The 11,789-nt window shown below is 71.7% G+C and carries 10 protein-coding genes; 4 read left to right on the forward strand and 6 right to left on the reverse strand.

Annotated elements, in window-relative coordinates; all coding sequences use genetic code 11:
* Nucleotides 1-228 precede the first annotated feature (228 nt).
* Nucleotides 229-1,755 carry an ATP-binding SpoIIE family protein phosphatase gene (locus OG552_RS34910; protein WP_329139958.1) on the forward strand — a complete coding sequence of 509 codons (1,527 nt, stop codon included), beginning with the start codon at nt 229-231 and terminating at the stop codon, nt 1,753-1,755.
* Nucleotides 1,756-1,825: 70 nt separating this feature from the next.
* On the opposite strand, the gene OG552_RS34915 is transcribed toward OG552_RS34910, so the two are convergent.
* From OG552_RS34915 to OG552_RS34940, 6 genes are all read right to left on the reverse strand, one after another.
* Complete coding sequence (locus OG552_RS34915) at nt 1,826-3,028, reverse strand: Nramp family divalent metal transporter (protein WP_329139960.1); 1,203 nt, start codon at nt 3,026-3,028, stop codon at nt 1,826-1,828.
* Nucleotides 3,025-3,702 (reverse strand): DUF1275 family protein, encoded by a 678-nt coding sequence (locus tag OG552_RS34920; RefSeq protein ID WP_329139963.1) that lies wholly within the window; start codon nt 3,700-3,702, stop codon nt 3,025-3,027. Before OG552_RS34920 ends, OG552_RS34915 begins: the two co-directional genes overlap by 4 nt.
* A gap of 8 nt (nt 3,703-3,710) precedes the next feature.
* On the reverse strand, nt 3,711-4,757 hold the full coding sequence (locus OG552_RS34925; protein WP_329139965.1) for a cupin domain-containing protein: 1,047 nt from the start codon (nt 4,755-4,757) through the stop codon (nt 3,711-3,713).
* Nucleotides 4,758-4,886: 129 nt separating this feature from the next.
* Entirely contained in the window at nt 4,887-6,026 is a 1,140-nt protein-coding gene (locus tag OG552_RS34930; RefSeq protein WP_329139967.1) for an epoxide hydrolase family protein, read from the reverse strand.
* A 118-nt stretch (nt 6,027-6,144) separates the two neighbouring features.
* The gene (locus OG552_RS34935) at nt 6,145-6,783 is read right to left on the reverse strand and encodes a TetR/AcrR family transcriptional regulator (RefSeq protein ID WP_329139969.1); all 639 of its coding nucleotides are present in this window, start codon (nt 6,781-6,783) and stop codon (nt 6,145-6,147) included.
* Nucleotides 6,784-6,890: 107 nt separating this feature from the next.
* The gene (locus tag OG552_RS34940) at nt 6,891-7,955 is read right to left on the reverse strand and encodes an NAD(P)-dependent alcohol dehydrogenase (protein ID WP_329139971.1); all 1,065 of its coding nucleotides are present in this window, start codon (nt 7,953-7,955) and stop codon (nt 6,891-6,893) included.
* 209 nt (nt 7,956-8,164) lie between these two features.
* Between OG552_RS34940 and OG552_RS34945 the strand changes: the two genes are divergently transcribed.
* From OG552_RS34945 to OG552_RS34955, 3 genes are all read left to right on the forward strand, one after another.
* Nucleotides 8,165-9,034, forward strand: coding sequence for a helix-turn-helix domain-containing protein (locus tag OG552_RS34945; protein WP_329139973.1), 870 nt, complete (start codon nt 8,165-8,167; stop codon nt 9,032-9,034).
* Nucleotides 9,035-9,168: 134 nt separating this feature from the next.
* Entirely contained in the window at nt 9,169-10,575 is a 1,407-nt protein-coding gene (locus OG552_RS34950; RefSeq protein ID WP_329139975.1) for a hypothetical protein, read from the forward strand.
* Nucleotides 10,576-10,671: 96 nt separating this feature from the next.
* Complete coding sequence (locus OG552_RS34955) at nt 10,672-11,760, forward strand: YqcI/YcgG family protein (RefSeq protein WP_329139977.1); 1,089 nt, start codon at nt 10,672-10,674, stop codon at nt 11,758-11,760.
* The last annotated feature ends 29 nt before the right edge of the window (nt 11,761-11,789 follow it).

Genomic DNA, 11,789 nt, shown 5'->3' on the forward strand with positions numbered 1-11,789 from the left:
GTGGGGCCGAACGGCCCTTCGAACGGCCCCGGAAGGCGTTCGGGAGATCCCCGCCCCGGCGGCGCGAGGGGAAGGAGCGGAACAACGCACAAACATTCGTGTCCCGGAGTGCCCCGGCGTCCGATCAACCTCGGTCGCTCGCCGCTGAAAAACGACAATCCGTCGGCGCCGGGTCCATCTCGTGGTGAGATGTCCCCTCATCCGGGACAGACGACCGCGAGGCGGAACATGACGACGGCGAGCGAGGAACCCTTCCGGGCACTGCTGGAGGCGGCGCCCGACGCGATGGTGATCGTCGACGGCTCGGGAGCCATCCAGCTGGTCAACGCCCAGACCGAGACGCTGTTCGGCTACGCCCGCGAAGACCTGCTGGGACAGCCGGTGGAGGTACTGGTCCCTGAACGCTTCCGCCGCCGGCACCCCGGATTCCGCCACTCCTACGCGTCGAACCGGCAGGTGCGCCCGATGGGTGCGGGCCTTGAGCTGCACGGACTGCGCAGGGACGGCCGTGAGTTCCCGGTCGAGATCAGCCTCAGCCCGCTGGAAACCCCCGGCGGCGCGCTGGTCTCCGCCGCCATCCGGGATGTCAGCGAGCGCAAGGCCGCCGAGGCGCAGCTCGCCGAACTCTACGAGCAGCAGCGGCATGTGGCGCTCACCTTGCAGCGCAGCCTGATGGGGTCGCCGGCCCCGGTACCCGGAATGGCCACCGCCAGCCGGTACTTCCCCGCCCGCCAGGGGGCAGGTGTCGGTGGTGACTGGTTCGACCTGATACCCCTGGGCGCGGGCAGGGTCGGCGTGCTGATAGGCGACGTGATGGGGCGGGGGCTCGAAGCGGCCGCCGTCATGGGGCAGTTGCGCTCCGCGGCGCACGCGCTGGCGAAGACCGGCATGCCGCCCTGGCAGTTGATGCGGGCGCTGGACGCGGTCGTCAGCGAACTGCCCGACCAGCTCGTCACCTGCTGTTACCTGGTGCTGGACCCCGACGCGGGCCGGACAACCATCAGTTCGGCCGGACATCTGCCCCTGCTGGTCATCCAGCCGGACGGCCGGGTCGAGCGCCCGCAGGTCGAGGTGAGTGTCCCGCTGGGTGTCGGCGAAGTACCGCACCAGGAGACCAGGATGACGGTGCTGCCGGGGTCCGTACTCGCTCTCTACACCGACGGCCTGGTCGAGACCCCCACCAGCGACATCGAGTTGCAGATCGAAGCGCTGGGCAGCGCCCTGGAGAAGGCGGTGGCCGGCACCTTGGACCTGGAGGCGACCGCTGACGCGGTGCTCACCAGTCTGCTGCCCGGTCCTGAGGACTACGGCGACGACGTGACCCTGCTGCTGGTCAGGGTGCCCGAGGCGCCCGCCACGGCGGTGTCCGCGGTCCTCGCGGCCACGCCGATCAGTGTGGCCCAGGGGCGCCGGTTCCTGCGGGACACCCTGCGTGCGTGGGACTACCCGGAGCTCTCCGAGACCGTGTGCCTGCTCGCGTCGGAACTCCTGTCCAATGCCGTACGGCACGCCTGCGGGCCGTTGCGGCTCCGGCTGCGGCAGGCCGGAGAGGAACTGAGCGTCGAGGTCTCCGACGGAAGCCCGGTGCTGCCCCAGGCGCGTTTCGCGGTGGCCGACGCGGAGTCGGGCCGCGGCCTGCTCCTGGTCGACTCGCTCGCCCGCGCCTGGGGTACGGTCCCCACCGTGGACGGCAAAGCGGTGTGGTTCTCCCTGCCGGTCCCGGCCTCGAAGTCGGCGGCGTCCCACCGCTCCTGACCCGAGCCGGTCCCGAGCCGGACCCGGGCCGGAACCCTCGCGCCGGAGGACTCCGGCACGCGCCGGCGGTTCACCGGAGCAGCGGTTCCGCCACCAGGGCGACGTCGAGCGCCACGACGGCGGCGATCGCCGCGGCCAGTGCGACCACGACTGGGACCGCGTTGGCCCGCGCCCCCATCAGCCGCCGTGACGACGTCATCAGCGCGAGGGGCACGAGCACCAGCGGCAGGCCGATCGCGAGGGCGACCTGGCTCAGGATGAGCACCATGACGGGGGAGGCACCGACGCTGAGGAGTACCACCGCGGGCAGCACCGTCGCGAGCCTGCGGACCGAGCGCGGCATCTCGCGCCGCAGCAGTCCGCTCATCACCACCGACCCGGACTGCGTCCCGACCGCGGTGGAGGTCAGCCCGCTGACGAGCAGCGCCGTCAAGAACGCCGTCCGAGCCGCGCTCCCGGCCCGCTCCGCCAGCCCTTCCGCGATGCCGGCGAAGTCGTCGCCCGCCATGCCGCGCAGCGCGCCGGCCCCGACCACGAGCATGGCGGCGTTGGTGGCGCCGGCGAAGAGCATCGCGGTGAGCACGTCGATCCGGTGCGCGTCGAGGCGGTGATGGCCGCGGGCGAGCGCGCTGTGGATGTGGATGGCGTGCGGCATGATCGTGGCGCCGACGATTCCGGCCGCGAGTACAAGGGCCCCCTCGCCGGGCAGCGCCGGCACCAGGCCGGCCCCGAGTTCGTGGAGCGGGGGCGGCCGGAAGGCCAGGCAGAACGCGAACGCCCCGCCGATGATGCCGAGCGACACGACCGAGACGCTCTGCAGGAACCGTTCGCCCAGCTGATCGCCCACCGTCAGCAGTCCGGCCCCCACGCCGGCCGCGATCAGGCCGCCGAGCGGGAGAGGGATCCCGAGCAGCAGACGCATGGCGATGGCCGCGCCGATCACCTCGGCGACGTCGGTAGCGATCGAGACGAGTTCGGCCTGCGCCCAGTAGGCGACCCGCCAGGGCGCCGGGCAGTGCTCGGCGACGAGCTGCGGAAGCGTCCGGCCGGTGGTCGCGCCGAGCTTGGCCGCCAGGTACTGGACCGGGCCGGCGACTCCCGTCGCCAGGACCACCACCCACAGCAGCGCGGTGCCGTGGCGCGCGCCCGCGGTCACATTGGTGACCAGATTGCCGGGGTCGACGTAGGCGATGGCCGGAACGAAGGCGGGGCCGAGGCGGCGCAGTACGGAGCCGCGGAGCTGCGGCGGCGAGAGTGTCTGGATGGTCGTCACGGGGTCCGGTCACCGTCCGGTGGGAAGACCAGGGCCGCGACGACTGTCGCGGCAGCGGCGACCGCGGGGCCGAGGCGCTGGTCGAGGGACATGGCACCCGAGGCCGTCAGGGCCCCGAGGACGAGCATGACGACCACCACCACACGGAGGGCCGCGTGATCGGTACTGCCGTCGGCGGCGTCCTGGGCCAGGCTGGTCAGGGTGCCGGTGACGAAGGTCGTGGTCACCCCCGAGGAGCGCTCGTACCGTTTGGCGGCCGCGGTCTGGGCTCCCATGGCCGCCGCGGACACGGCGAGCATCCCCAGCCGCAGGCCGGAGCCGGGGCTGGGCTTCGCGGCGATCGCCGCGAGCAGGGCGAGGTTGAGCCCGCCCACCACCCAGAGCACCCGGCGGATCCTGCGCCAGTTCGGGGCGGGCCGCCCGGGGGTGGCGCGGGAGACGGCGTAGACGGCGATCAGGAAGGCGCCCAGCGCGGTGGCCGCGCCCGAGACGAGGGACCCGTACGCCGGCCGGGAGGTGAGCCCGGCCAGCACCAGGCTTCCGGTCATGTTCGCTGTGAACACCCCGCCGAGCTGCGCGAAGGCGAAGGCGTCACCGGCGCCGGCGGCGTAGGACATCAGTGCCGACACCGTGGCCAGGCGCCGGGCGTCGGTGGTCGGTGGTACGGATCGCAAGTCGTCTCTCAGGCCGTCCTGACCGGATCCGTCGGGTTCCTGCGGCCGACGATGAGCGGGTCGGTCGTGGTGACCGGGAACTGCGGCAGCTCCCGCTCGGGCACGTCGAAGGTGGACGCCAGGACCTCGCGGGAGAACGCGGTCGCGGTGGCCCGGTATCCGACGTCACCGGGCGTCGGCTGGTCGAAGAAGATGAGGAAGTGGAACTCCTCGTCGCCGAGCACCTCGATGTGGTGCGGATAGGCGCGCGGGACGAAGTAGACGTCGCCGGGGCCCAGTTCGTACTCGCTGAGGCTGACGTCAGGATCGAGGACGCGCATCCGGGCCCGGCCCTTGGCCACATATCCCATCTCCGCGGTCACGGGGTGCCAGTGCGGATCGCGCATCCCGCTCTCCTTGACGCGCAGCGAGTACATCGAGAGGTCGTCGAGGGCCGCCCAGAACTGCTTGCGCGCCAGACGGGCGGTGCCGTAGCTGAACGCGGTCGGCGCGTTCTGCGCCTCGATGTCGAACAGATGGGCATTGGGAAGCCGCTGCGTGGGATTGACCGACGCGGTGCCCTGCCGGGCCAGGATCTGGGAGGCATCCGGACGGGCGAATGCCTCGAACGCCGAGGAGGGCAGGTCGTAGGTGTTCCCCAGCACGGAATTGGTCATGGCCGACAGACTGTCGCGCAGGGAGAAGTGCTGCGGGCGCTCACTGCGCAGGGCGATGATGATCTCCGTGTCGGTATCGGCGAGATTCTCGATGTGGTAAACCGAGCCGGACTCGACGTGGTACATCTGCCCCTTGGTGACGACGAACGACGAGAACTCGTTGCCGGTGCCGAGCATGGAAACCAGGACCTCGCCGCTGAGGACATAAGCGAGCTGGTTGGCGTTGACGTTCCACTGCGGTTCCCTGATCGCCCCGGGCGCCAGCACCACACGCTTGATGGACAGCCGGTTGAGGATCGGCAGTGCCTGGCCGTCGACGACCTGAATGCTGCCCAGATCGTTCTGGAAGGCGGGGGCGCTGCGGGTCAGGGAGACCCAGTGCGGCGATGGCGGGACCATGGGACGCCCTTCCCGGAGTGAGTTTTGCTCACATATGCCACTCTTCGCGCGCCTTTACACGTGCCGCTCCGTTCGGGTGACCTCCCGGTGCGTCCGACCGCTCCTCGTTCGGGCGCCGGGCAGGCCGCGTCACGTCCGACCGCGCAGGGGGCGGAAGAAGTCCGTGAGGTCGGTGGCGAGGAGGCCGGGCTCTTCGTGGGGGGCGAAGTGGCCGCCGCGGGGCATGCGGGTGTAGCGGGTGACGTTGTAGGTGCGCTCCGCCCAGCTGCGCGGGGGCTGGACGAGGTCGGCGGGGAAGACGGCGACGGCGGTGGGGACGTCCACCCGCTCCAGGCGGTGGGCGCGGCCCCTGTCGTACTCGTAATAGGGCCGGAACGACGTCGAGATGGTCCGGGTGAACCAGTAGAGAGACGCCTGGGTCAGGAGGAAGTCGTCACTGAACCGGGCCGACAGGTCGCCGCCGCAGTCGCTCCACGCGCGGTACTTCTCGACGATCCAGGCGAGGAGCCCGGTCGGTGAGTCGGCCAGGCCGTAGCCGAGGGTCAGGGGCCGCGTCTGCTGCTGGTGCAGGTACGCGCCCTCGTCGGAGAACCAGGTGGCCAGGGAGTCGAGGTACGCCTGCTCCTGCGCGGTGACAGTGGCCGGGTCGTACCCGCTCGGGTTGGCGACCGACAGCAGATGGATGCCCACGAGGTCTTCGGGGTGCGCCGCCGCCAGCCGTGAGGTGATACCGGAGCCGAGGTCCCCGCCGTGGGCCGCGTAACGCTCGAAGCCGAGATGGCCCCGCAGCAGCCGGTGCCAGATCTCGTGGGTGGGCAGGCCGTCCAGCACGGGCCGCTGCGGCGAGAAGGCGAAGCCCGGCAGGGACGGGACGATGACCGTGAACGCGTCCTCGGGGGCGCCTCCGTACCGCGAGGGGGTGGCCAGCCGGCGGGCCAGGCCGACCAGTTCGAGGACCGAACTGGGCCAGCCGTTGGTCAGGACGACCGGCAGGGCGCCAGGGTGTTCGGCGTCGAAGCGCAGGTAGTGGACGGCTGTCCCGTCGATGTCCGCGAAGCGGGAGGGCAGGGCGTTGATCGCCGCCTCCTGCGCACGCCAGTCGTAACCGTCGGCCCAGTGGGCGACGAGCCGCCGCAGTTCGCCCTGCTCGGTGCCGGCGGCCCACCCCTCGGTGGGCCACGGCGTCGGCCAGCGGGTGTGCCGCAGCCGTGCGCGCAGCTCGTCGAGTTCGGTGTCGGTGACGGAGATCAGGGGCGGGCTGTCGGTCATCGCGGGCTCCGTTGTGTGTAGCTGGGGGATGGCCGGCACCGGCCGCCCGGCCGGTGGCCGCCCCGCTGCGGCCGGCGCTCCGGCCGCGGGTTCCGGCGGGCCGGCGACGGCCGGACCGTCATGCGAACGGCCCGGACACCGGACCGAGGGTGCGGTCGATCATCGCCCGCGTCCTGTCCCGGGGTTCCGGCACGGTGGAGAGCAGGGCGTGCAGGATCACGCCTTCGAGCAGGGCGTCCAGCCGGGCGGCGTTGTCCGGGTCGGTGAAGCGGGCGAGGACCGCCCGGCTGTCGGTGGTCCACTGCTGGGTGAGGGCGCGCAGTTCGGGGTCGCGCAGCGCCGCCAGATGGAGTTCGAAGCCCAGGACCGCGCTGCGGTGCCGTGCCGGACCTTCCTGGACCAGGTCGGTCAGCACCTCGACCAGTTCGTCGCGCGTCCGCACGGACGCGAACAGGTCCCTGAACGCCGTGGTCCGGATCTCGACGTACCGCGCGAACGCCTGCGCCTGAAGGCCGGTCAGGCTCGCGAAGTGGTACGTGACGGAGCCGAGCGGCACATCGGCCCGGGCGGCGATACGGCGATGGGTGGTGCCGGCCACGCCGTCCTCCGCCAGGACGTCGAGAGCGGCGTCGAGGATCCGTTCCTTGCGGTCGGGGTCCTTGCGGCGCGGGCGGCGGCCGTCCTTCCGGCCTCCGGCCGCGCCGCCGGTCGCGCCGTCTGGCCCGGAGGGGTTCGCAGGGGGTTCGGGACGCTGCATGTGTACAAACGTACACCCGCTTAGGAACAGATGTACACATGCGGCGGAGGCGACCCGGTGAGAAGCAGCCGGTGAGAAGCCGCCTGGTGAGAAGCAGGCCGCGCCGGTCAGGCCGACGGCACGGGGTGGTCGAAGGTCGACGCGTCGATGACGAAGCGGTAGCGGACATCGCCGCGCTCCAGCCGTTCCAGCGCTCCGCCGACCTGGCCGGCCGCGACCGTCTCGATGTCCGCACCGATGCCGTGCGCGGCACAGAAGTCGAGCATCTCCTGGCACTGGCGGACGCCGCCGTTCTTGGTGGAGGTGATGATGCGGCGGGCGGCGCCGAGCAGCGGCCCGTGGAAGCTGTCGGCCTCGGCGGTGACACCGGCGTTGACCATCACGCCGTCCAGCCGCAGGAGTCCGAGAAAGGCGTCGATGTCCAACCGCGCGGAGACCGTGTTGACGATCAGGTCGACGTCGTAGGCGAGGTCGCTGAAGGTGGCGGGGTCCGAGGTGCTGAGATAGGCGTCGGCGCCGAGCCGCAGCCCGTCCTCACGGTTGGTCAGGCTGCGGCTGAGAGCGGTGACACGGGCACCCATCGCGTGGGCGATCTTGACCGCGAGATGCCCCAGCCCGCCCATCCCGACGACGGCGACGGACCTGCCGGGGCCGGCTCCCCAGCGCCGCAGCGGCCCGTACACCGTGACGCCCGCGCAGAGCAGCGGGGCGGCGGTGTCCAGGGCGAGGCCGTCGGGGATGCGCAGCACGTAGTTCTCGTCGACGACGATCCGCCGGCTGTAGCCGCCGTAGGTGATCCGGCCCTCGTAGTCACGGGCGCTGTAGGTGATCACCTCACCCTTGCGGCAGTGCTGTTCCTCCCCGGCGAGGCAGTTCTCGCAGGTGCGGCAGGAGTCCACGTAGCAGCCGACGCCGACCCGGTCGCCGACGCGGTGCCGGGTGACGTCCGCACCGGTGGCGGCGACGGTCCCGGTGATCTCGTGACCCGGCACCATCGGGAAGATGCCTTCCATCCACCGGTTGTGCAGCAGCGCGATGTCGGTGTGGCAGATACCGGTGTACGCGATGTCGATGACCACGTCGTGCGGGCCCGGGTCCCGGCGCTCGATGGTGGTGAACTCCAGCGGTGCGTCGGGTCCCGCGGCGGCCAGGGCGGGAACGGTGAACGGCATGAATGCTCTCCTGATATCGGTACGGGAATGCGTAAAGCGTGGATACCGGCCGGCGAATCCCGCCGCTGAATGGAACGTCGCCGGAATCCGCGGCCGGCGGCATTTTCCATTCGATCACGGAGGACGGCCGGGAAAAAGCACTGAGCGTGATACGCGCAGGGTCACCCTCGCCGCCCCGCGCGAAAGCGGTCCGGAGCTATAAAGGAGGTATGGCGGACGGCGAGAACACCCTGCGCGAGTTCCTGACCTCGCGCCGCGCGGCCCTCCACCCGGGCAGGACCGGGCTGCCGGTCCCGCACGGGCCGCGCCGGGTGCCGGGGCTGCGCCGGGAGGAGGTCGCGGCCCTGGCCGGGGTCAGTGCCGCCTACTACACCAAGCTGGAGCAGGGACGCATCGGGCGGATATCGGACGAGGTCCTCTCCGCGGTCGAGAAGGCGCTCCAGCTCGACGAACTGGAACGGCTGCATTTCCGGGCACTGGTCAGGAACGCGGGCCACCGGCCCGCGCCGGTCAAGGACGTCACGGCCAGGGCCCGCCCGGAACTGGTCGCGATGATCGAGGCGCTCGATCCCGTCCCGGCGCTGATCCACGGACCGCGCCTGGACGTCCTCGCGGTCAACCGCACCGCCAAGCTGCTGATCGACGACTTCGACGCCCTGCCCGTGCGGGACCGCAACCTCGCGCGCTGGACGTTCCTCAACCCGCGGGCCCGAACCGTCTATGCCGCGTGGGAGACCGTGGCGCCCCAGGTCGCCGCGGTGCTCCGCCACCTCACCGTCGACCGGCCGGCGGACCCCGTTCTGCACCAGCTGGTGGGGGAAATCGCCCTGGCTTCCCCCGAGTTCGTCCGCTACTGGGCCGAGTACCGGCTCTACGCGCACTCCCACGGCACCAAGCGGTTCTTCAACGAGACGGTCGGCGAACTGGCCCTGCACTACGAGATGCTGACCCTGCCGGGCGACACCGGGCAGCGTGCCGTCGTCTTCACCGCGGAGCGCGGATCCCCCGCCGAGGAGAAGCTCCGCCTGCTGGCCGCCTGGAACGAGCCCAGCCCCTCACCCGCCGACCGGAGAGCCTGACCACCGCTGGGGAGGGGGGGCTTGACGCCGCTCGGAAGTAAGGCAAGGCTTGCCTAAGTTACTTGGGCGGCACGGTGAGACCCGTGTGCCGCCTTCGCACATCCGCCGCCCCGATTCTCTTCTGGAGGACCGTCATGCCCCTGGAGTACTCGGAGACATTCGCTCGGCTCACCGCCGGAGACCCGAACGACGTCGTCAAGGCATTCGCGGCCAACCCGGCCTTCCGCGCCGCGGAATGGGAGGAGCTGACCACCGAGGACGACCCGTACCGCAGGCCGGTACGGCCGGACGACCTGGCCTGGCTCGACTACGGCAAGCCCATGCCCGTGGCCAAGGCGCTCAAGCTCAGCGCCCTGCTGGGCCACCGCATGCTGCGCAACATCTACGACAGCGGACTGCTCTACCTGCCGCCGTCCCCCGGCCCGGCCGCCCAGGCCGACGCCGCCACCTTCTACAGCGAGAGCAACCGCGTGCTGGGCGCCATGGCGGCCCCCGTGCTGGAGCGCCACCTGTTCTCCCTGCTGGCCTCGGAGCGCAAGCCGCTGCCCGGGTACGCCCCCGAGCAGGTCGCGGCGGCGATCGCCGACTACCACCAGCAGCGGCTCGCCGAATCCGGACAGGCGTTCACCGCCGCGCTGTCCACCAAGGACCGCAAGGCGTCGGCGACCTTCGTCCTGCTCCAGTTCAGCTCCTACCTGCCCGCCTCCCGGCTGGCCGTCGGCCGGGCCGCGCTCGGCGAGTACGACATCGCCCACCCGGGCGCCCGCGTCGCGCTGCTGGACGACTACCGCACCTGGGCTGGTCTGAGCGGCCAGTACCGCGCGCTGATGGAGGGCGCCGGACTCAAGACCACCACCGGCGCCTACTGGCAGCTCTACCTCGGCACGTCGCTGGCCCGCGGCAACCACCTGCACTGGCTCTCCCGCGACCGCGAGAAGTACCCCGAGTTCCTGGGCGCGCTGCTGCACCACAGCATCGACCAGGCCGTCACGGCCGCCCGGTTCGCCGACGTCTTCGAGGACGGACTCGGCGTGCGCCCGGCGCTCTTCGACCACCTCGGCGTCGCCCCCGGCCACCTCGTCGACCTGGTCGGCCGCTGGGTGGAGCCGCTGCTGGAGCTCTACGGTCCGGAGGGTGTCGAGCGCTTCCACCACGGCTTCGCCGACGCCGTATGGCTGGCCGCGCTGTGGGACGAGGACCTGGCGCAGCAACTGGCCTGGGCCGACAGCATCCCCGAGCACCAGGACAAGGCAGCGCGGATCAACAAGTACATCGAGGACAACGGCATCACCGTGGACCTCGACACCTTCGTGGAGAGCAACGAGGAGACCTCGACCACCCATGTGCACGACGAGCACCGGCTGGTGATGATCGAGCGCGGGGAGATGCACTTCTGGAACAACGTCACCCACAAGATAGATCTGCACGAGGGCGACAAGGTGCTCATCCCGGTCTCCCGGCTGCACGGCTCGACCGTGCTCTCCGGCGAGTGCACCTACCACCAGCCGATCATTCCCGAGGACATGTACGCGCGGTTCTGACAGCGGCCCGCTCCGGGGCGCCGCCGGCCACCTGCCGGGCGCCCCGGCCCCTGCGCCGAGCTGCCCTCTTCCGGGACGGAGTCCAATTCAGTGCCTGTGTCCGACAACCGACCTCTCGCCGCGGCGCCGAACCCCCTGCCGCCGGGCCCTTCGACCGCCGGCGCGGTGGCGCAGAGCCCCGCGGCCGACGCCACCGCCGCCCAGACGCTGGCCGCCTGCACCATCGGCGCCACCCCGCCGTGGGGACCGGCGGCCGCGCGTGAGCTGGTGGAGACCCTGCTCGACACCGACCGGCCCTTCCCCTGCACCTTCGCGGTGGCCGCGGCCAAGAAGCAGTCGCTGCGGTTCGGATTCATCGACAGCCCGCACGACGACAGCACCTGGGGACCGCTGGCCGGCATCCTTCAGGACTACCTCGCCACCTACCGGCAACTGGGCAAGGACACCTCCCTGGTGGTCCTCTTCCGGCCCGAGGAGCAGCCGAGCACGCTCGACCACTACTTCCGCCGGTTCTGGTCGGTGCTGCAGTTCCTGCACGACGGCGACCCGGAGCCCTGGCCGGCCGGCAGCCCGCTGGACCCCGAGGAACTCTGGTGGGAGTTCAGCTTCGGCGGCACCGAGATCTTCGTCGTCTGCAACACCCCGGCCCACGTCACCCGGCACAGCCGCCACAACCGAGGCTTCATGATCACCTTCCAGCCGCGCTGGGTCTTCGAGGGACTGGAGCCCGACACTCCGCGCGGCGCCAAGGCCCGCCAGGTCATCCGCAACCGCATCCGCCGGTTCGACGGCATGGAACCCGCCGCCGAACTCGGCAACCACGGCGAGGAGGGCAACCGGGAGTGGCGCCAGTACTTCCTGCCGGACACCGCCGAGGGCAAGGTGCCCGGGTGCCCCTTCCTCGCCAGGCGCGACGCCCGCGAAGCGGTCACCGCGGTCCCGGACGGCGCCCGCGACGAGGCCGCGTCCGTCCCCGCCCCGGCCGGCACCGGCCCCGCCGACCAGCGCCGGTACACCGTGCTGGTCAACGACGACCGCCAGTACTCGCTGTGGCCGGCCGGCCTGCCGGTGCCCGGCCGCTGGCGCGGCACGGGCGTCCACGGCGGCCGGGACGCCTGCCTGGCCCATGTCGCCCGGGTCTGGACCGACATGCGCCCGGCGCGGTCCCTGGACCGGGCGGCGTGACGGCCGGCGCGTACGGAACCGGCCGCCGG

This window comes from Streptomyces sp. NBC_01476 (genome assembly GCF_036227265.1).
Lineage (GTDB): Bacteria > Actinomycetota > Actinomycetes > Streptomycetales > Streptomycetaceae > Actinacidiphila.

Excerpts from the sequence above, each read along its gene's own strand:
- OG552_RS34935 (WP_329139969.1), bottom strand. The coding sequence starts at position 6,783 with ATGCAGCGTCCCGAACCCCCTGCGAACCCCTCCGGGCCAGACGGCGCG.
- OG552_RS34925 (WP_329139965.1), bottom strand. The coding sequence starts at position 4,757 with ATGGTCCCGCCATCGCCGCACTGGGTCTCCCTGACCCGCAGCGCCCCC.
- OG552_RS34950 (WP_329139975.1), top strand. The coding sequence starts at position 9,169 with ATGCCCCTGGAGTACTCGGAGACATTCGCTCGGCTCACCGCCGGAGAC.
- OG552_RS34940 (WP_329139971.1), bottom strand. The coding sequence starts at position 7,955 with ATGCCGTTCACCGTTCCCGCCCTGGCCGCCGCGGGACCCGACGCACCG.
- OG552_RS34930 (WP_329139967.1), bottom strand. The coding sequence starts at position 6,026 with ATGACCGACAGCCCGCCCCTGATCTCCGTCACCGACACCGAACTCGAC.
- OG552_RS34910 (WP_329139958.1), top strand. The coding sequence starts at position 229 with ATGACGACGGCGAGCGAGGAACCCTTCCGGGCACTGCTGGAGGCGGCG.
- OG552_RS34945 (WP_329139973.1), top strand. The coding sequence starts at position 8,165 with ATGGCGGACGGCGAGAACACCCTGCGCGAGTTCCTGACCTCGCGCCGC.